General features: G+C 39.6%; 15 protein-coding genes. 3 read left to right on the plus strand and 12 right to left on the minus strand.

The genetic code is table 11. The features are described from left to right. Positions 1-156 precede the first annotated feature (156 nt). Positions 157-468 carry a hypothetical protein gene (locus R2S10_RS20260; protein ID WP_316842237.1) on the plus strand — a complete coding sequence of 104 codons (312 nt, stop codon included), beginning with the start codon at positions 157-159 and terminating at the stop codon, positions 466-468. A gap of 89 nt (positions 469-557) precedes the next feature. After that, entirely contained in the window at positions 558-1,886 is a 1,329-nt protein-coding gene (locus R2S10_RS20265) for a sigma-54 dependent transcriptional regulator (RefSeq protein ID WP_316842238.1), read from the plus strand. Between the two features lie 6 nt (positions 1,887-1,892). Here R2S10_RS20265 and R2S10_RS20270 read toward each other — a convergent pair whose 3' ends face one another. The 5 genes from R2S10_RS20270 to R2S10_RS20290 form a co-directional block, all read right to left on the minus strand. Then, entirely contained in the window at positions 1,893-4,430 is a 2,538-nt protein-coding gene (locus tag R2S10_RS20270) for an ATP-binding protein (RefSeq protein ID WP_316842239.1), read from the minus strand. A gap of 71 nt (positions 4,431-4,501) precedes the next feature. Next, on the minus strand, positions 4,502-5,776 hold the full coding sequence (locus R2S10_RS20275; protein ID WP_316842240.1) for a YeiH family protein: 1,275 nt from the start codon (positions 5,774-5,776) through the stop codon (positions 4,502-4,504). 570 nt (positions 5,777-6,346) lie between these two features. After that, positions 6,347-6,820, minus strand: a complete 474-nt coding sequence (locus R2S10_RS20280; protein ID WP_316842241.1) for a hypothetical protein — start codon at positions 6,818-6,820, stop codon at positions 6,347-6,349. 128 nt (positions 6,821-6,948) lie between these two features. After that, positions 6,949-7,113 carry a hypothetical protein gene (locus R2S10_RS20285; RefSeq protein ID WP_316842242.1) on the minus strand — a complete coding sequence of 55 codons (165 nt, stop codon included), beginning with the start codon at positions 7,111-7,113 and terminating at the stop codon, positions 6,949-6,951. Between the two features lie 158 nt (positions 7,114-7,271). Then, a complete protein-coding gene (locus tag R2S10_RS20290; RefSeq protein ID WP_316842243.1) occupies positions 7,272-9,656 on the minus strand; it encodes a hypothetical protein in 2,385 nt (794 codons plus the stop codon). A 195-nt stretch (positions 9,657-9,851) separates the two neighbouring features. Here R2S10_RS20290 and R2S10_RS20295 point away from each other — a divergent pair, with 195 nt between their 5' ends. After that, on the plus strand, positions 9,852-11,162 hold the full coding sequence (locus tag R2S10_RS20295; protein WP_316842244.1) for a hypothetical protein: 1,311 nt from the start codon (positions 9,852-9,854) through the stop codon (positions 11,160-11,162). 124 nt (positions 11,163-11,286) lie between these two features. On the opposite strand, the gene R2S10_RS20300 is transcribed toward R2S10_RS20295, so the two are convergent. From R2S10_RS20300 to R2S10_RS20330, 7 genes are read right to left on the minus strand one after another with little or no spacing between them, the layout of a single operon-like run. Then, positions 11,287-12,972, minus strand: coding sequence for an alkaline phosphatase family protein (locus R2S10_RS20300; protein WP_316842245.1), 1,686 nt, complete (start codon positions 12,970-12,972; stop codon positions 11,287-11,289). A 2-nt stretch (positions 12,973-12,974) separates the two neighbouring features. Next, entirely contained in the window at positions 12,975-14,924 is a 1,950-nt protein-coding gene (locus R2S10_RS20305; RefSeq protein WP_316842246.1) for a M60 family metallopeptidase, read from the minus strand. A gap of 2 nt (positions 14,925-14,926) precedes the next feature. Next, entirely contained in the window at positions 14,927-16,642 is a 1,716-nt protein-coding gene (locus R2S10_RS20310) for a LamG-like jellyroll fold domain-containing protein (RefSeq protein WP_316842247.1), read from the minus strand. Positions 16,643-16,661: 19 nt separating this feature from the next. Next, positions 16,662-18,329 (minus strand): DUF5008 domain-containing protein, encoded by a 1,668-nt coding sequence (locus R2S10_RS20315; protein WP_316842248.1) that lies wholly within the window; start codon positions 18,327-18,329, stop codon positions 16,662-16,664. A gap of 29 nt (positions 18,330-18,358) precedes the next feature. Further along, a complete protein-coding gene (locus R2S10_RS20320; protein ID WP_316842249.1) occupies positions 18,359-19,066 on the minus strand; it encodes a fasciclin domain-containing protein in 708 nt (235 codons plus the stop codon). An 11-nt stretch (positions 19,067-19,077) separates the two neighbouring features. Next, on the minus strand, positions 19,078-20,595 hold the full coding sequence (locus R2S10_RS20325; protein WP_316842250.1) for a RagB/SusD family nutrient uptake outer membrane protein: 1,518 nt from the start codon (positions 20,593-20,595) through the stop codon (positions 19,078-19,080). Between the two features lie 18 nt (positions 20,596-20,613). Further along, a complete protein-coding gene (locus R2S10_RS20330; protein WP_316842251.1) occupies positions 20,614-23,760 on the minus strand; it encodes a SusC/RagA family TonB-linked outer membrane protein in 3,147 nt (1,048 codons plus the stop codon). Positions 23,761-23,784 lie beyond the last annotated feature (24 nt).

A 23,784-nucleotide genomic window follows, 5' to 3' on the forward strand; every position in this document is an offset into this window, starting at 1 on the left:
ACAAAGTGTGGAACAACGCAACAGTTCTAATTATGGCACAACACACCTAAACACTGATTACAAGACATTTAAGGCATAGCCATAAACTTTGGCACCATTATGAACCTTATCTAATCGTAATTGAAACAAAAAGAATTTAAATTTAAATATAGAGTTATGAAAAAGATCATTTTATCAGCAGCATTTTTAGCATTCGCAGGATTCACACAAGTAAAAGCAACTGACGTTAAAAACCCAGTTATCATCAGTGTAAAACAAGATAGCACAACAAAAACTCCGGTTGAATTGAAAGATCTTCCAGATGCAGTAAAAACAACTTTGGCTTCCGATAAATATAAAGACTGGACGCCAACAGCAGCATTCTTAATCGTGAACGCTGATAAAACTGAATTCTTTCAGGTAGATGTTAAAAAACAAGAAGAAACCGCTTCTTTAAAATTAACTAAAGACGGTGCTATTATTGAGTAAACCATCAATAAATAACAATTAATATAGTGTACGAAAGCCGGATGTCCCCCGGCTTTCGTATTTTTGCTATAATTACAAGCGAGATTCTTATGGCAAAAATACTGATTATTGAAGACGACCTTACTTTTTCGCAAATCCTGGAAGGCTTCCTCAGCAAGCATGGGCATGAGCCCAAAGCAGTCAATGAAGTGAAGAAGAGTCTGAAGTTAACAGAAGAACAAAATTTCGACTTATTCCTGGTAGATTACCGCCTCCCTGATGGAACCGGACTTGATGTCCTTTCTCATATCCGCGGAATGGGCATGACCCAGCCGGTGATCATTATGACCAGTTTTAACGATGTCAGAACCGCTGTAAAATCGATACAACTAGGTGCCTTCGATTACATTACAAAGCCCGTAAATCCTGATGAATTGCTGATGATCATCAACAATGCCTTAGGTAAAAAAGAAAAACCAGAAAGCAGCAATTCTATCGAACATGCTGATGCCATCAAAGGAAAAAGCAGCATCGCTGATAAATTATATGAACACATCAACCTGGTTGCCCCAACGGATATGTCGGTCATCATTCAAGGTGAAACCGGAACTGGGAAGGAATATGCAGCCAGAGCTTTACACATGCACAGCAAGCGTAAAGACAAACCTTTCGTGGCAATAGATTGTGGAGCATTATCAAAAGAATTAGCCGCAAGTGAGTTGTTTGGACATGCCAAAGGAGCTTTTACCGGTGCGCTTAACGATAAGAAAGGTCAGTTTGAAGCTGCCAATGGAGGCACTTTATTCCTGGATGAAGTAGGAAACCTAAGTTATGAAGTGCAGGTAAAAATGCTGCGTGCCTTACAGGAAAGAACCATACAGCCTTTGGGCAGCACAAAAAGCATTAAGGTGGATGTCAGGATCATTACCGCTACCAACGATGACCTTAAAAATAGCGTCAGCAATGGCGATTTCAGAGAAGACCTTTACCACCGCTTAAATGAATTTAAAATTCAGCTTCCGCCATTGAGGGACAGAGGAAAAGACGTGGAATTATTTATCAATCATTTCATTAAGCTTTCCAATGAAGAACTGAATAGAAATGTACAACACCTCTCTCCTGCTGCAAAAGACCTGTTACTGCAATACGATTGGCCAGGAAACCTTAGAGAGTTGAAAAATGTGATCAAAAGAATGGTATTATTGACCCCTACGGAAACCGCAGAGATTGATTCTTTACCAGAAGAGATGATCATTTCCATCAATCAGGTTCCTAAGCCCCAAGGTTCCGATCTTAAAGCCATCAATGAAGTCAACGAGAAAATGTTGATCATGGAGACTCTGGTCAAAGTAAAATACAACAAATCAAAAGCTGCCAAATTACTGAATATCGATCGTAAGACCCTATACAGTAAAATGGAACGCTATGAAATAGAGTAAATCCAACTACCTATTGCTGATCTGAACGATCAGCAATTTTAATTGCTCAGATAAATTTCTCAACTGCTGTTTGCTATTCCCGTCAGGAACATCCTGTTGATGAAGCGCAATTTCCATTTGTCGGAAATCTGCAGCAAGCTTTCCAGCACCAATCTGCGCAATACGTCCGGCCAATCGATGACTCAATAAGCTAAGCGTTGCTCCATCCGATTTTTGCATTGCCTCCTCCAGCTTCAGCAAATCATTTTCACAATCCAGGCTAAACCTATTCAAGATCTTTTTCAATTGATCTTCATCATTAAACGTCATTTTCCTTAATGGCCCAAGGTCCAATTCAATTTCAGATTCCGCAGTTTGTAGGTCTCCATCTTTATCTTCTACCACAACTTCTTCTTCATTTGATAAAGAGAAAGTTTCCAGTTCTTCAGAGAAAACTGCCAGTAATTCTGTTTCACGGAAGGGCTTCATCACCAATCCATCAAATCCGTTATTCAAAAGAAGCGCTCTTTCATCGGGCAATACCTGTGCTGTGATGGCAAAGATCTTAACCTTAGTGCCCAATTTTTCCCGCAACAACCTGCAAAGTTCTATCCCATTCATTTCCGGCATCCGCATATCCAGCAGGATATACTTCAAATCTGCCACAGTATCTGCTGCTTCATTCAGCAGCTGTACAGGGGAATGGAAACTTTTATAGTCAATATGGTTCCTTTCAAAAATAATGCTACATAATTCCAAAATCAGCGGATCATCATCCACCACCCAAACTTTAAATGGTTTCCAGCGCAAACGATCTTTTGATTGTGATAAGGTTTCTTCGATTGGCTGATCAGCTACCTTAAAAGTAAGGTAAACCGTAAAAACACTTCCTACGCCTTCTTTACTTTTCACATAAATCCGACCTCCCTGATTTTCTACCAAAGACTTGATGATCGTTAAACCCAATCCAGTTCCTGCTTGATGCAGCACTTCCTGATCGTTGGCATTTACCTGCTCAAATTCATTAAAGATCACCCCTTTTGAGACCTCAGAAATACCAATGCCCGTATCCCTCACCATAAAGGTAAAATGAAGACTTTCGCCTTGTCGCTTATAAAAAACGGAAAGTACAACCTCTCCTTCATTGGTAAACTTAATGGCATTGCCCAATAAATTATATAGAATTTGTTTTAAGCGGAAAGGATCCCCAGTCACAAACTTTGTTTCATGTAAAGAGATCTCTGTTTGAAGATCCAGTGATTTGCGCTCTGCCTGTGGCCGCATCACAAAAATCACTTCTTCCAATAATTTCGCTATATCAAATGGCTTTTCTAAAAAGGTAAACTTGCCTGAAATGATACGATTATAATCCAAAACCTCATTTACGATCTGTAACAAATGTTCTGAGGAATGGTAAATGGCATCAATATCCTTGGCTTTTGGCTTTTCCTGCTGACGAATCAACTCCGCATAACCAATGATAGATTGGAGTGGCGTTCTGATTTCATGACTCATATTAGAGAGAAAACGTTGCTTCGCCAATCCATGATATTCGGCTAAATCCCTGGCCTGCTCCAACTCGTTCTTATAGCGGTTACTTCGGGTAATATCAATCAGGATAAAGTAAAGCATAAGGAGCATCAATAGAAAAAACACCAACATAATGATACTGATGGTAGTAATTCCGGTATTTACCACGTGTTTGGCTTGAATCCCATTGAGTTCAATCTGCGTCACCACCTCCGTTTCCACCTTACGGAGGATATCCAGCATCTGATTGATCAGAAGATTGTTTGCATTAGCCAGCTCGGCTTCCTTATCTAAAAACCTGGCACTATTCCTACGTTGTTCCTTTTCAATGTTCCGAAGAGTTTCTTCCAGACTTTTAGAAGTCTTCTCCTCATTTGAAAGTGAAATCGTATCTACTTTCAAATTCTTTTCATTGATAATCTTATAAGACTTATTGTCTTCGCTTTCTTTCTTCTTTCCGAATAAACGACCAAAAAAACCACGGTTTTTATCTTCTGATGAGTAAATAGTGGTGGTAGAAGTTTGTAGCTGAGAAGCCAGGACAGTACTGTCGTTCCCACTTTTATTCACCAATTCACTCAGATTTTGTACCTGGGTAGAGAATGATTTGTTGTTCACCAGTCTCTCTCTTACTTTCAAGTAATTGACAAACTGGTTATCACGCTCTTTTAAAAGTTTCTGAATACTGCTGATCCGCTGAAGTTGTATGGAATCCTTAGCATATAAATTAGATAAAGAATCCAGAGAAGCCCGTAGCTCCCTGGATTCCTTTAAAAGTTTACTGTAATTTTTCGGATCACTGGAAGCTTGCGTTTTCTGCAACTGATCCAGCCTGCTGATCTTTAAAGAGATGAGGTTTACCATCCTCAATCGTTCACTAGGCGTAGAAATGTTCTCTACGGTATTCAGCATTTCATTAAAAGCCACCTTACTCACCGCCCAAGCCATAATTAGCGCAAAACAAGCGAGTAACAAAGCAATAATTACTTTTCCTTTTATCGCTTTAAATAAACTTTTCTTCGGGGTATCACTCATTTCCACAACGCAATTTCAAATGTACAGATAGGATAGCAAGGAACCTGCCATGATCTGTAAATTCAGAAAATTTAGCTGTTCCCAAACAAATAGAAAGCGATAATCAAGGTAATGATGACATTAAACAACTGGGCAATCAAGAAAGCATACAATGGTTTCTTACTTTGATTACCGAATAAATCTTTAAAATTTGTCTCCAAGCCAATACTGGTAAAAGCCAATGCAAACCAAGCGCCCTGCAGGTTTTTCAAACTGTCTTTCACATTGGAAATCGTCTCTTGCGATAAGAAAAAAGAAAACAATAAAGAAGCACCAATGAAACCCAGTACAAACTTAGGAAAGCGTTCCCAAATCACACCAATTGTTGGTTTCACACGTTCTCCATTTTCATCCTTATGATTGGTATAAGACCAATAGATACTAATGGCAAAAGCCGCGATACCCAGCAATACATTTTGCGAAAATTTAACAATGGTACTTATCTTCAACGCCTCTTCTCCTACCAAACTTCCCGAAGCGACAACCGCGCCCGAAGTATCAATACTTCCACCCAGCCAGGCACCCGTAACCGCCTGAGGAAAAGAAAAATACTGCGCAATGTAAGGCATAAAAATCATCATAGGGATAGCAGTAATCAACACCATAGAAATCACATAAGATAATTTCTTAGAGTCACCTTTAATCGCTCCTGAAGTGGCAATAGCAGCAGAAACCCCACAAATCGACACTGCACTGGAAATCATCATGGTCAATTCATCGTCTACCTTCAGTTTTCGGCAAAGCCAATAAGCGAAATACCATACCGAAACAACCACTACCAGCGCTTGAATTAAGCCCAATGAGCCTGCTTTTAAGATATCCGCGAAAATCACTGTAGTCCCCAATAAGACCAGTCCAATTTTCACAAAAAGTTCGGTAGACAGCGCCGATGTAAACCATTTAGGAAGCTTAAAAAAATTACTGATGGCCAAACCAATCATTAAGCTAAAAATCACAGCCTCCAGGTTCAGTGCCCGCATACTGGAACTCCCTGCCATTAATAAAGCAATAATAGTAAGTACATAAACAGCTGGGAAGCCAAATAAAAAGTTCTTCACAGATTTTCCCATGATGAATGCACCAATTGCACCAATCATGCTCATAAATACAAACTGAATTAAAATAGCACTTAGATTATCCAGCTGAAAAATTTTATCCGTTAAACTGGCGGTATCTTCCCATTTGAAAACTGGAATGGGCAACAGGAAAAAGAAAAGACTACTTAGGACAACTACTGTCCCCAGAATCACGACAGCCCAATCTTCATGAATTTGAAGTTTGTTGGCTTTGGTTGAAATTTTGGTCATTTATAGGTTCATTTATATGTGTCCTGTAAATTAATAATTAATTCGATAATGGTTCCTCCTCGGTAATTTGGATCAACAAGCTCCGGATACTAAAAAAGCCAGGTCATCCAACCTGGCTTTTAACCAAACAAAACTTAGATCTAACCAAACATCTAATTTTTTTAAAGCATCAGTCCGGACGAACTGAGAATCAAATTCTTAAAGCTTAACAGTTCAAATATAATAAAGTCTACTAATTTAATAGAATATATTTACAAATACTTTTATCCCTCCTAAATAAGGCCCTCAAATACCCATTCTAGGCCCAATTTAGATCTATTACAGCACCTAAAATTGACAGAATCACTTATGATTTGGTTAGAAAAGCTGAACAATTAGACTTGAATTTTAAATAAAAAAGAGAATTAAGCTCGCTCATCTGGTCAAAATTTCCAAAAATGAACAAATGCTTTAGCTGCAAAAGAAGAATAGTGCAGGAATTCAAGAGCCTGTCCGAGGGGAAAGGCTATAAAAAAACGATAGTTTATAACAAAGCTGCGAAAACAAAGAATTTCCGCAGCTTTATTAAAGTTATTTTTTACAATCTACAGGAGCAAAAGTAAACCTGCCTTTATCAAAAGAAATAGGCTTCCCTTTTACAAAATAAGACCTGCCTACAGAAGTTTCAATTTGGCCAACACCCAATATCAATTTACCATCTTTCTTTAAAAACGCTAAAGGGTTCTTATAAATGGTTGGATTTTCCGTCCCGATTTTAAAAGTATAATCTACAAATAAGGTATCCCCACTAAATTTTCCTGCTATTTCACCATCATTTTTTCCCTTTTCCTTATAATTGATCACAAGATGCCCGGAAATTTTTCCTTTCTCACTTGTTTTCAGATGAAGATCGGCAGTATCTAGACCATCAATAGCTACATAGCACTCGCTACTCACAGTCGTGTCGGCCTTAGCAGCAGCTGTTTTTTCGGAATTGTTGCCCTGAGTACAGCTATACGCTAATGGTACCGCTAAGCAAGCCAGATAAAGAATTGATTTTTTCATGTTAAAATGATTTCGATAAGTAAAAGGTTAATGAAATTCAATATAAGTAATTATTATTTTTAATGAAACCGCTTATTTTAAAACGAGCGGTCATTATTGGAACAAACAAGAAAAGCAGGGAACTTGTTCTATTTTTTTAAAGCAAAAAGCGCCCAGCTGATCACAAAGAAACCAAGACCGGTAATTACCGGAGGCAACATTAGTTTTGGGCCTGACAGACCCACATAAATAATCGCGATGCCTAAAATGAGTAATAAAAATGCTGAGATACTTAAAACCGTTCTTTTTTCCATGGATACTTAATTGAGTAAAATGATGTAATAAAGCCGCAATCGAAATTGCAGCTCTATCGCAAGTTAGGAAAAAGAGCGTCTTTTTCTGTTAAACATCATCATAGTTCAAAGCTTTTCAAGTTCTTAAACTCAAAAGACAAATACCTTTTTCTATTCTATTACTGATAAGTAAACCAAACTGTAGCTTTACACCCTTTATCAGCTATTGCCCGTACCCAATGCGCACTAAAACCTGAAGGAAATTGATAATCCATAGTTTTTCCTGCTTTTATCTCAAAGGTTTTATACTTATGAAAACCGCTAAGATCGAAATCAACCTCAAGAGTGATCTTCGTATCCTTGTCAACGCTTATGGATACCTTTTTTTGATCATAACCAGTCATCAAATAAGGCAATGACGGCTCATTCGCCTGTATATTCGTGTTTTTCCAAACGCCTCCTTCACCAACTGGTTTACCCATTTTCCAAAGATCATCAATACCTCCATACCACAGACCGTTACTTGTGTTTCCAAAATAATGACCATCACCTTTAGCATCCAGTTTCGTTCCACTCAACACCAACAAGCCCCTCCAGGTACAAAAGTCAATTATTTTCTTTTTATGTGTCGTTACCGGACGGGTTGCTATAAATCCAGCCTCGCGACCAACTTCATAAAAAGTTCCCTGGATATTCAACATAAAGCGTTCAGATTCTATTTCCCTTTTATCTCGGTAGTCAAAAGATTCATACGCCTTAGCATTGGTTGGCAAACGAAAAGTGCCTGTTTTATCTTTGATAATCACCGAAGCTTCATCCATTATATAGCTTTTCTTTATCGCCAATAGTCTTTTCATTTCTGCGGTACTATCAGCAGTATTGGTTAAAGTCTGAAGTTTTTCGTTAATCTCAGTGTATTTGTCGCTGTTCGTGTTTAATACCTGAAGGTTTTTATTATGTCCTGAGGGACGAATTAAATTCGTGTTAATTTCAACCTGCTCATTTATGCCTGCAATACTGTTGAACATCGGATCTTGCTGCTGCTGCATTTTACCTGTAAAGTGAAAAAATGCGGAAGCTTTAGTATCAGCATCTGTTTTAAAGCGTACCCAATTGGCATTAAAATTATCAGGGAAAATAAAATATTGGTAAGTATTGGCAGGAATAGCTATAGTTTTATAATTAACCCAGGTATTGTTCCCCAATTTATCGACTTCAATGCTGAAGTTTACAGTTTGATTGGCACTTTGAGCCAGGTGCAATACTTTTTTATTGAAGCCTCCAACCAGGAAGGGATCTGATGGAACTCCAGCTTTCACCTCGTCGTTATTCCATGGACCACCCCAACCCGTTGCGCCACCCCAGGTTTTTAAATCCTCAAATTGGCCAAACCAAAGGTTCGATTGTGCGCGACCTGCCATAGGATTTTCCAACACCGTTGTTTCATCCGTAGCAATTACAATTTGGTTATTCCAGCTGCAAAAATCGGGAATATAGCGTAAATGGCTGCTTACAGGAACAATGCCACCGCTGTTTTTTCTCGAAAATGATTTAGGGAAATCATACATCATACCGTGCATGTCCATTAACATTTTGCCATTTCCAATCTCGCGTATACGTGGCCATTCGGTATACCATCCACCTCGGTGGTCGTAAGTGCGTGCTGCTTTAGGCAATCGGTAAGTATACCATTTCCCATCGTCCAATAGTTTAAGCATTACAGAACGTTTATCCCAGCCAATGCTCCAAACCGGGCTTTTATCTGTTGGAGATCCGTAAATCCCACCTGGACCTGTCACATCGGTAAACTGACGACGTTCAATAATTTTCCAGGTTTTGCCGTCCCAGCTGGCCAGAACCCCCTTATCTTCCTCGTTCTTAGGCAAGTCACCAGCTTCAAGCATTTCTTTTTTTAACTTAAAAACAGCCTCTTCTCCATTATTGGCCACAATCAATTGGTTTTGTCCGGTATAGGCACCCTTACCATGCCAGCCCGGCACTGGTTTGTTAAAAAGCTTCTTTGCTGCAAGTGTTTTCACATTTACTTCATAAAGCATCCCTTCCATATCATAGAAGTATACCATATTAACAGGATCGGTTAAATGACGTGCAGTTGCGGTCATCCTACCCGGCATCGCCGAAAATGGCACGACTCTTACCTTGCCATTTTTATCGATAAAATAATTACTCGTAATCAGCTGATTGGATTCTTTATGGATCATCCGATTGGCAGGTGTACCGCCGATACTTTCCGGATGTATCGTCACATTCAGATTTTTATCAAGGCTATATAACTTATCAGAACTTCCATGTGGCAAATGTGGAGAGTAAGTTACCATCCACAATTGATTGGCCCAGGGCGTAATTGCGCCAATACCATTTTCACCACCATCCCCATTCGTTTTCTTCTTACTTCCCGGTAAAGTCCATCCCTCATTAAAAGTTGCCAGATGAGGATAAACGCCGCTCACCTGCAAAGGCTTGGTTGTATTTTGCCCCATAACATTCATTGCCAACAAGGCAGAACCTAATATAATGGGTAGTTTGAGTTTAAAAGTATTCATCAATTTATAGGTTAATTTTTGTGTGTTTTATTTTTTGTATCATTGAATCTTACAATGACTTCGAGTCGCTTTGAAATATTCAGCTTTTATGTAAATTTAAGAGCCCCTAACCAGGTATATTCCAAAGATATTATCCAAAGTACCAACCATTATTATTTACAAGCCAACAAACTAACCACCAATACATTACCCACAATGAAAAGTAATTCTGTACAAGGCGAAAATTCTATTTTCTTTCAGCAACTAGACATTTGTTGCCAAAAAGTAGCCGAAAAAAGCGGCCAGGAAAGCATAGCCGATTGGAAAAACAGCAATTATGTTAAACTAAGCGGACTCTTACGTCGTGAAACAAAAGTGAACCTAAGCGAGAATACTTTAAAAAGGATATTCGGGAAACTAAAAACATCAACCAGATACTACCCACAAAAAGCAACAAGAGATGCATTGGCCCAATTTATTGGGTATAGAGATTGGTATGAATTCGAATTGCTGCATCCTGTAACCTTAGAAAAAACAACCGCAATACCAGAGCAGATAGTGCAGCCAGTTCCTGAGGTAAAAAAAGAAGAGGAAAAGAGTTATACGCCCTATATTGGCATATTAATACTGCTTATTTTGTTTGCAGGTGGCCTATTTTATTTTTACAGTCTGGATGATGGCCCGGTAAGTAACGTCAAGTTACAATGTATTAATCCCGATGGACAAAGCCCTCATTCAGCCATTTTTAAATTACAGACATCAGGTATCTTACCTGATGCAGCCTCCTCATTTGCCATAGATTTTGCAGATGGAAAACCTCGAAGATCAAGTTTCAAAGACACCTTAATTAATCATTATTATGAAACTCCTGGCCGATATTTTCCTGTCCTTTATCATAAAAATACGAGAATAGATACCGCATCTGTATACCTGCAAAGCGATGGATGGAGTATCATAGCCACTATGGAACATGATACTTCAAGAGTATACCCTATTGTATCTGAAGGCCAGTCCACAATATCCGACCATTATGTTCCCACAAAGGAAGTGTTCAATGCTGGAGTCGATACCAGCAAAACGTTTTTTGTTGCTTTTGCCCATGTCAAACCCACAAATATCAGTGCGGATAACTTTGAATTTAGTGCCCGTATTAAAACGTCAGCAAACCGTCCGGGAGTACGTTGTTCTCAAGCAACGATCAGCATCTACGGTGAGCATGACAATCATGCTTTTAGCATCATAAGACCTGAATGCGCGGCTTGGACCTCGTTTAAATTTTCTGAAGTCCGTCGGGATGGAGAAAAGACCGACTTAAGGGAGCTGGGTCATGATCTTAGGAAAGGAGGTCATCTTCGTTTGCGAATTGAACAGAAAAATGTACATATCTATATCGATGACCGTGAAATTTTCAAAACGAAATACACCAAACCCATCGGTAAATTTATGGGCATTACCATTAGCTTCGCCGGAATTGGTTCTTTCACAGACTTTAAACTGCAAGACCTTAAAACCGGAGAAAAATTCTAACAGAATAGGGTTTTAATATTCTGCCAACCGCAAAATCAATGTCTAAGCTATATTATAAAATGCAATAAACTAAGAACGCCGCTAGAAATTAGCGGCGTTCTTAGTTATAAAAACACTATTCAACTTATTTTAAAAACTCCCTTTCAAAATTGTTTAAATAAGGTTTTCCGTCATAATTAAAATCAGATAAAATATCGATTTTCATCCAGTAAAGAGATAAAGCAGCTACATCGCTCACGGTGGTAGGAATAGACAGATTAGACAAAATAGGCTCTGAAACTGTCCCAGGAGGATAATTATCTGTCAGACTGGCCCATGAATAAGCTCCGGATAAACTCATGTTGTATCCTTGCGGGGCTTTGTTGTAATAAACACTTTCAGCACCCTCGTCCATAGGCCAGTAACCAATTAAATTCTGGTAGTTAGGATGTTTAGTCACATCTTTTAAACTGACATTTGCACTGATCGTAGTTGGATCTAAAGCAGTATTAAAAATCAATAAATTGGCACTATTTAAGGTAGAGAAAGCATTAACGCCATCTACCGTCTTTTTGCCAATTTTAAGTGGTTCTTCAGATGAAATGCTAAGTCTGTTATGAATATTTACCGGAGTTCCTTTCAAAACACCATCTACATAAGCAGTCATGGTCCTTGTGGTCGCATTTATCCTTTTCACAGTCATGGTTACCGTATGCCAGGTATTATCTGATACCGGACCAATAGTAGTCAAATTGACTCTTCCTGTAGGCGCGCCGTTTAGGTTCCCTCCGGCCGACATGGTCATATTTCCTCCCGACGACTGATACCACATCCATCCAGTGAAATTAGTACTGGCATCGTTTGATTTTGATAAAAATCCATTGTTCGAAGTGACCTTAGCAAATTTCACCTGCATCTGAACGGTGAAATCCTGATCAGCCCCCATGTTGTATAAACCATGATCATCAGGCACGATGGCTTGTGTAGTAGCACTATTAAACAAAACGGAATTAAAACCTGACTTCTTCAATTCTAATGGTCTAAATGCTGGATTATAAGCGATGGTAAAGCCATTACTGGGCTGATCATTGCTGCCACCATGATTGCTCGTAATGATGATGAGCCAATCTTCCTTACTGTAATTCTTTCTGGCTTTAACAGCGGCTAGAATATGACCAACATATTCATCTGATTTTACAATTGCATTTTTATAATTGGGGTTACTGGCCACAAATCCGCCATCATCTCCTGCAGATTCAACCGCTCTAAAATTCACAAACACAGCACCTAAGCCTTGCTGTGTTTGAATGATATGAACCGCACTATCTTTTGCTGCCAGATCAGTACTGACCACAGGGCTAAAATCAGTGTTTTTAATATATTCCCGTAGATTAGCCCAGGGCGTCACCAATGCTGTTTTTACCGGCCTGTATTGTGTAATATAATCAAACACATTCCTTTGCACAGTTATAGTCCCATGTTCATCTTCATCGGGATCTACATTTTTTTCAAAGTCATCAGATACAATTTGATGCTTGCTAAACGAAGTTCCTGTAACCATTGAAACCCAGCCTGCTGCGTCAGATGCCGTGGCGAGCGTATTGTAAGAATATTTCGAGTTCTTTTGAAGTTCTGCGATATTTACCGGAGCAACAGCTTGCAGCTCAGTCCCGGTTAAACCATCAATACTAATCACCAAAACCTTACGCTGAGGTGCTACATTATTGACTAATTCTTCAAATACGGGATCCGGATTGGGATACTTTTTACAAGAAGTAAACATCATCAGTGCGATGATGGCTGATATCATATAATCTATTCTGATTTTCATAATTAAGGCTTAATAATATTGAATTCTGAAAGCGAGGTAAATGCACTTGTGGTTGACATGGTCACTGCATTTTTAATCACCAGTTTAACAAACCTTGCATTTGCTACAGCAGGAAAATTATAATTGAATTTCGTCGCATTTGCAGGCAAAGTAAAAGCACCAGCGGCAGTGTATTCGCTGTCATCATTACTGATCAAAACCTCCATATCTTTGGCATAATTGGCACTGCCTTGCTGTTGCGTAAGCGTAATCCCTTTAATGGCAATCGGAAATCTTGCTGCTTTGAGCACCAGATTAATCGGAAATGCATTACTCGCGGATATCGCAGGTGTTTTTTGCGAAATCCAATAAGTTGTAGCATTATTATCTGTCAGATTATTACCGGAACCCTCTGTTAAATTAATATTTGAAATGGTCTGAATGTAGGGATAAGTGATTTTCGTTTTACCACCGGTACGGCTAAGTGGATTAAATTCCCAGGTTTTATCTGTCATTTCAGGATACTTCGCTGCGACTTTATCTTTTACAGCCCGACTTAAAGTAATGCCCCAGGCATCAAAAAATGGAGCAAAATCTATTTTTTTATAATCGCTCCATTTTTCGTAAACAAAGTTATGTTTAGCAATATCACTCCCGTTTAATCGCTCAGCATGCCTTGCCTGTGTATACAGATAAGGCATCGCCTCATAACCATAAGTTTCGAAAAACTGAACAAAAGGCACTAATCTGGTAAAAGGATTGCTGATTGCGGCATCAGTCCCATCAAAATTTTTAGGCAGCAAAGTAGCGGCCCATGCTAAAGCTCCCGGCCACAATTTTGGCAGTGCAGGATGCAGTACCCCGTAATTTGGAGCAGCCAGCCTATTCGCGTATTTAAAAGAGAAAAGGTTATTAGTGGTTTCACCCAAAGTACTCCAGCTCCAAACAGAAGGCTGCTGACAATTGTGTCCAAATTCATGAAATGAACCCCAGGAGCCCCCACTTTTTGTGACATCCAATGCCTTCACACTGGCAAAACTGTCAAACCAGCCATAGGTGTTTTGTGCCATAAATGGAAATCCGGAATGCGCACCCCCATTGGTAATTTGTATATCTAATGCTCCTCTCCAGGCTCCTTGAGGACTTTGATCTTTAACATCCGCTGCATTGTCAGATAAACCCATCCAGGCATTGTAATCCAGATCAAATATTTCATTCCATTTTGAAATAGCCAATGTTGGATAAAATGGCACCGTGGCCGATGACAATCGATTCAAAACCTTATCTCTCGGCACTAAAAAAATCACTCGTTTTGAACGTAATTCTAACCAAGGTACTTTAGAAGCAATCACCCTAGCTTTAAAATCTGCATCTGTTGTTTTTCCCATTATAAAATCAGGAGAAACGCAGGCATTGGTGATGATAAACTCTACCGGCATAGTATAGGCCTTATTGGCTAAAAAATAAATAGTACCACCATAAAGATTACGCACATAATTTACACCTGCATAAAGTCGTTGACGGTTGTAAATCACCGGATCCCTTAACAGTGGTGACTTTCCGGAAAGATTGTCTGTATGACCACCGATCTGAACTGTCAACCCTTCAATGCCTGCAGGAACTTCAATTTTAATCAGCTCCCCTGGCGCTGCATAATACCCGGTACTAAATTGTGGTTCTGGAGCTACAGTAATGCGCAAATTGCCAGCTGTTTGATCGGTAAAATTTAAGTCAAGTGTAAACCTTTCATTTTGAACACGAGGTTCAGCAGGATCTACAAGACCAGGAAAGACCTTTGCCTTGGCGTACATGGTTTTATCGATCTGCTTCATATTGGTATCGATTGTTCCCTCAGCAACATTTCCTGAGGCATCAGGATACCCATCTGGAATCGTGTAACCATACTTTTTACATCCCTGACCAAAAAACAATAATGCGCACACACATATTGATAAAAATATATTCTTTTTCATATCTAGTTGTTTGGATAAGTTTTAGCCGGTAAATAAAGTTTGCCCATCAGGTTCCAGTTATCTGGCACAGTCACGTTCATCCAATTGAATATCGCATAGGGTATATCCACACCATTTGGCACAACCGTATAAATAGCATCCGATAACTCCGGAGAAATATTCGTTGAAATATCGCTGAATGGCTTCCAGTTAGGCGTGCCTACAAAAGTAAAATCCGAGCTTTTACCGCTCTTATCTCTCATTACAGGCCCTTGTTCCTCATTGCAGGGCCAATAGCCGACCAGATTGTTATAATAAATATCTGAAGGATACCTTACGGTTTTGCGCATATATGGAATCATTTCTGCTTCTGGAATCGCTACATTATAAATGGCCACATCTTTGATCAGCACATTGATCGACTTATTTTCCGAATGTGGAATATAGCCCATGGTTAATGGAACAGTAGGCGTGGAAAAATCCGCTGAAATTGAGCCCTCATCACCAGCGATACCATCCGTATAAGTTTTCATCTTCCTGCCATTGCTATTGTATATTCGCAGTGCGATGCTATGCCAGACCCCATCTCTAATGACCGCATTAGCCTTTGAAAAATTCCCGCCCCCATTGATACGGGCTACCCAGCTGTTACCAGAACTATAAAGTACCCAGCCTTTATTTGTGCTGCTCGTCCAGGAGAGAATCTTTCCAATGAAAGGTGCAAAATCTGCCGCTGAATGATCCACCCTGATCTTCATCATTAAAGTATAATCACCGGTTCCACCAAACTCACCGGTAGTCGTATTCCCCAATTTTGCATTCACAAAATTTGCACTGTTTCCAAAAAAATTGGGGGCAGTGCCCTGATACGGGAATTTATCCACATCAGGCTTTTCAATACTAATGGCCGAGAACTTTGGATTATAAAAAACCACAAAAGTGTTTCTGGATTCATCTAGATAGCGATTAGAGCCTACTGACCCTCCAGAACTGGCAGCTCCGCCCTTATTAGAGGAAATAATGACCAGCCAATTTTCTTTCGCATAATCCTTTCTATCTCTTAAAGCCATCAGCATTTCTCCAACGTAACCGTCCAAAATGTTAATCTGCGAGGTGTAATCCGCATTCGCCTCCGTATAACCAGCTGCTTTGCCTGCTATTTCAGCGCCATGGAATTGCGCAACAATCAAATCCGTATTGTTTTCTGATAGGTTTTTCAGCACCGCATCTTTAACCTTATTGTCTGCACCCTCAAAAGTTTCCTTTATTGAGGCATCACTGGCCAAATGATCATTAAAAGCTGCAGTAGCACCAAAAGAAGCACTCGTATATTTTTTGGTGTGATCTTTTAAACGGTTAAATATGGTCGGCGAAACCTGATCATCAAATCCTGAAAAATCTTCTGATATCACCTTATGTTTCGTATAGTCGACTCCAGTCACCATATTCGTCCAGCCCGCAGCATTTGTTAAAGTGTTTAACTGGCTATCACTTAACCCGGCATAACTGTATGTCGAATTCGCCGTAATATTGGCAATATTTTCTGGTGCTAAACTTTTAACCACATTGCCTTTTACACCATCTAAAATGATGTACAAGACCTTCCTGGAACCATTCCCCAAACCTGCAGTATCATTTTTAAATGAACTGGGCAAAGTATTTTCAAAATCCTTATTGCAAGATGAAATCAGGACGATTACAACTAAAACAATGAATTTTAATCTCAAAATCTTTTTCATAACTATATACATGAGTCTTTTAATTTGAAATAATTAACCTCAATACATTCTTAGGCAGCATGGAATTGAATCGGTTGATCTCGCCTACTAAAATCACCTGAGAATCATTTCCAACCACTGTTTCCACCATATCATAAATCCTTCCCTGAAAACCACCAGTATTGTTATAGCCAACTGCTAATTTTCCATTGGTATCAAGAATCATAAAGCCTTGTCTTAGGTAATTGCCATACCTGTTAAAAGAACCGGCAACAATGATTTTCCCATTGTTCAATTGCGCGGCAAAAGTGGCCATACCACCGCTGATTTGTTCACCGATAAAGCTGTCCACATTAGAACCATCTGCATTTAATAAGACAACGCCTGAAGATGGCTTACCATTAAACCTGCTAAAATTACCACTCAGTGTAAATTTATTAGTGCTTGCATTGTATCTGATGGAATGGATATCGCCATCTGCTCCAACCCCTGATTTGAAGGATGGGTCAACTGAGCCATCCAGATTTAACCGGACAATTCTATTGACGGTTACTCCATTGAAAGAAGTAAAGCTACCTGCCAGAATCAATTTGCCATCAGTTTGCATTGCAGCGTCCAAAATGACGCCATTAGCCCCAGCCGCACTCTGACGAATCGCTTTATTATAATGAAAAGTCGAATCCATGGAACCGTCCTCGTTGACCCGTACCAATTGCATCATCCTGGTTACATCGTACACCTTTTCATCATAAGTTGAATTCGGATAATATACCCTTACGAAGTTTTGAAAATTCCCTACGATATAGATTTGCTCTCCAAAAATAAAAGCTTTCCTAACGGGGCCATCTACACCGGCATTAAACGCTGGAACGGTATCCGCATTCTTACTGATTTCCTGCGGTTTAGGATTAATAATTTCTTTAGTCACTATCGTATCCAACCTGCCATTGGCATTCAATCTGGCGATATTATTTAAGGTCAAACGGTTTGCCCTATTAATATTATAGCCATTAAAACTACCGGCGATAATAAACTTACCGGCCTGATTGCCTTCTGAAATTCGGGAGATAGAATAAATTGTTTTGGCAGCCCCCAAGGCAGCTTTACCGAAATTGATATCTGTAGTTAGGTAAGCTCCATTTGCATCTATCTGTACAATTCCGCCAATAGGCAAGGCCGCGGTCCCTTTTTGTTCGAAATTGCTGAATGAGCCGCCAAGCCAAAACCTGCCGGAAGGCAATTTTTCAATATCAAAAACAGCTGCTGCTCCTTCACCGGGAAGCGCCGCCGCACCATTGATAATTTTAAAGTTGGCATCCACACTCACCTTTCCACCAACTTTAATAATTGGACCAAAAAAGCTTTCTCCTTTTGAAGTTATCCAAACACTCCCTGTGCTTGCCGTTAATGGAATGGAGAATTGGATAGTTGTATCTGTATAGTTCTTCAATTCGGCCTCGACTTCATTTACATAAAGCTTAAAGTCGCCTTTTAAACTCTCCAAACCTCTCACCTTAAGGTTTAAAACAGTTCCGGCCACCACAATATCCGGATTAGTGTTTTTTGAAATAAATGCAAAAGGCGCTATTTTTTTCCCTCCCGCATAAGGGTCATCTACTATCCCCTGCTGCTTTTTACAGGAGGCCGTGAGTATTGTGCAGAGCAATACCAAAGCAATTAAGGGTTTATATTTTATGTTTGTTAACATTCCGAAATTAATTACGAATAGTGAATTGATTATTTATTTAGAGGCAAAATCCCCGAAGACATGACCTGATCTATAAAAGTATCCGTGTTAAATCCCAGATTATGCTTGCTTTTGGTGAGCACATGTAGCACACCATTATTGGTTTTAATATCTGATGTGGCTACAGGATTATTTTGTAAAGCAGTTTGTGGATTTGATAAATCAGGGATATATGCCAAAAATAGTTGGCGGTAACCTGCATATTGTACGCCGCCTGCATCATTAAATAAAGTTCCAACATTCATAATCCGCCCTCCATAAGAGGCGTAATTCTGACCAGGGTAAGCCGTATAAACCAGCGTATCTCTTTGCGGATAGTCTTTCAATAAAAACGATCCGGAAAAAATATACTGCGATAAAGTATTCCTCCAAACCTCTGGTTTAATCTGTTCTAATGTCGCAACGGTATCCTTCCCGACACTTCTTAAGGAATTATTTAACCTTTTTATAGATTTAAAAACAGAGCCGCTGGGAGGTGCAAAGAAAGTTACATTTTCTTTGTCAAGCAGCTCTTCTAATCCTGCCAGTTTGATAATCACAATTGTGCTGTCAAAAACTGAGGACTTTGACTTCAAATATTCCATGGTAGAACCCTGATATTTCGAATCATGTATACCAGAATCAAAATAGTATTTTTTGCAGCTGCCAAATAGGATTAAAATAGATCCCAATGCCATTAATAATGTTTTATTTTGCATTTGTTTATGAGTTAATTCCAAAAATTATTGCCAACTAAATGAGGATTCGCTGCAGCTTCTGAAACTGGAAGAATCAATGGCCAGGTCCAGGCCCCACTGTTAAAATTCCCAACAGAGATCAATGCTTTAGAAAATTCTGTTTCAGTAGCCCTGCCTGTACGTACTAAGTCAAAAAAGAAATGGCCTTCTCCGATCAGTTCCCTGCACCTTTCTTCATAAATATCCTTTCTCAAGGTCGCACCGGTAGAAGTAATTGAAGGTGCAGCCGCAGCAGCTCTTATTTGATTTAAGTACCCCTGTGCAGTTGCCGCATCATTTAATTCCGCAGCAGCTTCTGCAGCTAATAGTAAAGCATCCGGTAACCTGAATATGATCGCACTGTCATCATTATTAATCGTAAGTGCTGAACCCAAACCAGTGGCATATCTGTTTGCAAACTTTTTAAATTGAAAAGTAGTATTCCCGGAGTTGTAATTATCAAACCAGGTGGACAGTCTTTCATCCCGTGTTCCCGCAGGAAAGAGCTTGTTGATGTACTCTTTCTCATAAGACATAAAACTTGCAGTCTTTGACAATGCACCACGATAGGGATAAGAAGAGAAGAAAAAGGAGTAATTGGCATAGCCCGCAAATGTTTCCCCGTAATTGAAATCCTGCAGCACACCGAATAAATTCTCCTCACTGCGGCCTTTAAAAATCCGCATCGTATTCTCCGTGGTAATCGGTAAAACGCGATAGTTTGTGTAAGAAGAAAGTTCCTCAGCCAATTTTAATACCGCTGTATAATAACCATTTCTATTCGGCTCATCCCAGGCAGATGCCCACATATTCAGGTGCATTAACAGGGCCGCCGCGCTTGCTCTTGTCGGTCTGAAACCTTTAGATACAGCGTCAGGATATACGACAGGCAAGTCGTTCTTCACTGCAGCCATATCGGCAATACAGTTTTTCATTACCTCTACCTGACTTAGTCTTGGAAGCGGTTTGCTATTGTAGGCTTCGGTATAATAAATCGCATTACCAAAGATCTTACAAATGAACATATAGCTTAAATTGCGTAGAAATACCGCTTCTGCTTTATAACGCTTTTTTTCGACATCCGACAATTCTGAAGCGGGAACCTGATCGATCTCCACAAATAAGATGTTACTGGCAGAAATAATATCATACCAAGGCTTCCAGTTCATGACCGTCTTCATCCTGGTATCGTAAGTGGTGGTAGATTTAATCATAGCCTTTAAATTATTATTTATCAGATTGTTGACTACATTATTCCCGCTTGCATCAATAGAACCTGAGGTCAATACATAGTTTCCTCGAATTTCTAAAGCCGGTAATAGGATTGTTTTCCCCACTTTATCTCTTAGTACCGTATAAATGCCATTAGTAAAGCCCTCTACATCTTTTCTGGTCTTCCAGAAATTGTTACCAGACAAAGCATCAACTGGGGTCACATTTAAAAACTTTTTACAGCCACTAAACACCATAATGATGGCCGTTAATGCGATGAAATATTTAATACTTTTCATATGATGATTTAATAAAAATTAAAACTCGACGTTTAACCCTAATGCAAACTGTTTAGGTAGCGGATATCCTCCGGAATCGTCCCTACCCAATGCCGTTACATTTTCTGGATTTGGCCCAGAGTAACGGGTAATAAAGCCAAGGTTGGCTGCAGTTGCGTTTATACTTAATCTATTCACCCCAAACCTTCTGGTAAAGGTTTGACTTAAATTGTAATACATCTTTATAGAATTCAGTTTAATGTAGGATCCGTCCTCCTGAAATAAAGTCTGTGATGTTCTAAAAGGACTGATCACACCTGCCCTTACAAAGTCTAAAGCATTCCCATAAATCGCCTGATCACCAGGATTGGCATATACATTATATTGTGTCAATGGTGCGAGTGCAGAAAGTTGAGTTGGCGTGTTATATCCGGCCAGCTGAGATGCCAGACTGTTGTTCAGAATATCGCGTCCAAAGGTGAAGGAAGTATTCACCTCTAGGCTCCAGCTTTTCCATTGAACTAAAGTCGTAAAGCCCCCTGTGATCTGTGGCTGTGAATTACCAGCGATGACCCTATCAAACTCATTTAACACATAATTACCATCCAGATCCGTAAAAATAGGATCACCGGAACGGAAATAATTTAAGGCAGAATTGTTACCGATACGATAAGGCAAACCGGTTAAAGGATCTACGGGAACCAGATTGTTACTGCTATACACTCCTTTGGTATTGTACAAATAGTTCGACAAAGAATTGATCCCTAAGCGATAGTATATATCTTGTCCCAAAGCAGCATCTGTATAAATTTTCTCTCTTAAACCATCTGGCAATGCAGCCAGCACTTCCCTGTTGATCGCTAAAGTTCCGGTTAAGGCCAGCTTAAATGGACTATTAACACTCAATGGCCGGGCAGTGGCCTGAAATTCCCATCCATAATTAACATTGCTGATTTCTGTTGAAGCGATAGTGGTATACGAATTTGAAGTAGATATTGCCTTCTCCTGATAAATGTGATCATTTTGCTTGTAGTAGGTATCAAAAGCCAATGAGAACTTACCTCCTGATAAACCGATATCAAAACCTGCATTATAAGTGGTTGCCTTAGTAGGCTCCAGACTAAGATTTGGAAGAATACTTAAGTCAGGTAATATAGATCCACTATTGTTGTAATTTGCGCCTCCAATATACTTTCCATAAGCCTGATAGATATTACCATTCGGCTGAATATTTGAACCGTAACTCAATCGGATATCACCATACTCAAGCCAGGATAAATTTTCCAAAAACGCTTCTTTATTAAAATTCCATTTAGCAGAAATTGCCGGATTTTTCTTGTAACCTGCATTTGGACCGTTCGTGGAAAGTCCGTCAATCCGGTAATTTAAATCGATCACATATTTTTGTTTGTAATTGTAGGAGAAAGCCCCTGCAAATGCAACGGATCTCAGATCTGTGTACCTCAACGTACCGCCATAAGAAAGGCGGGAGCCATCTCGAACGTTGGTTAAAGGACCTCTTAGCTGATCATTTACACCCCTATCGTTCAGTATGGCATCCGATTTAAAGAAGGAAGACCTTAGCTCAGAAAATGCAAATGCATTAAAATTATGCGCGTCATTTATGGAATAAACATAAGTCAGCTGGTTACGGTTATAAAGTGTAGTTGCCCGATCGTTATAGGTATAATATTCAGACTGATTGGCATTTAATGCTGCTGGAGAGAAATTATCCTTGGTACTCGATTGCCCATTATAACTTAAATAAGAACCCGCTTTAAAATTCTTAAAGAATTCATACTCCGCATTGACAGTCGCCGTAGTAATCAAAACTTTATTGTCATTCTCCGTCCTCATGGCTGCCAAAACACTATTCACACTCGAATACAAGGATGGAGCAGGCAATAAAGAAGAGGTTTTGCTGCTGCTGGCCACGCCGGCATTCTGCAGTCCATTCCCACTTCCGGTACGTTGTTTCTGAATAGAATTATTCAACTGTCCTTCCAGCTTAAATTTACGGCTGGGATTAAAAGACATGTTCATATTCAGGTTATAACGGGAATAACCAGTATTTTCCTGAATCCCTTTTTCGTCATACACACCCGCAGCAACTTTATAGTTAAAGCTCAAATCGCCGCCTGAAACATTTAAGCTATGGTTCTGGTTAAAGGTTGGTCTGTAAAAATAGGACTGCCAATCTGTGGAGTTATTATAATATACATTTAAGCTATCGGATAAAAATGGCGTATCATTAATCAGTTCAAAAGCATGATTCGCAGAAGTATCATTCCTCAGAATCTGATCGATCCTGAGCAGACGTTCATATTTACCACCGATGACCGAACGCAATTGCGGGACTGTAGACATAAATGTAGATCCGCTGTAACGCACCACGGGAACTTTCGAATTACCACGCTTTGTGGTAATTAAAATAACCCCGTAAGCACCGCGTGAACCATACAATGAAGTAGCCGCAGCATCTTTGAGAACCGTAATATTCTCTATATCCTCCGGAGGTATTTGAGAGGCCGGAGAGGTGCCCGGACCCGAAGTTTGGAATCCATAAGAAAAGTCTGAATTGTCATCTACTGGAACCCCATCAATAACATATAATGGCGAAGTAGGTGTCAGGAAACTTGAGTTACCGGAACCGCTTACATTGATATTCGAAATTCCTCGAATGGTCACGGAACCTCTAAAGCCCGGCGCACCAGTACTATTCTGGATATTCAAACCCGCAACTTTACCCTGCAAAAGAGAAATTACATCGCCGGCAGGCTGACCTTGAATGTCTTTTCCGGAAATCATGACTGCCGATCCGGTATTTAAAGTCCGGCTTTTTGTTTGATAGCCCGCGGTAATCTTGACTTCATTCAAAGCAGTATTGTCCTCTTGCAGGATCACATTAATAACTGGCTTATTATTTACCTTTAAAGTCTGCGATTTATAACCTATAATTCTAAAGGTCAAGCTGGCATTCCCGCTTACAGTAACTTTGAATTTACCATCAGTATCCGTTGTACCTATGACTTTATCATCACTAACAATTGTCACACCTGGCAGGGTCTGTTTTAGCCTGGTGCTTCCATCGTAAATGACGCCAGTAACCACAAGGCGTTGCTGTGCAAATGAGTTATTTTGATGACCAAAAATCAACAGCATAACTATAGTGTAAAAATACTTCATTGGAAATATGTTTTGTTTAAATCT

It is taken from the genome of Pedobacter gandavensis (assembly GCF_032678745.1).
Classification (GTDB): Bacteria; Bacteroidota; Bacteroidia; order Sphingobacteriales; family Sphingobacteriaceae; genus Pedobacter; species Pedobacter gandavensis_C.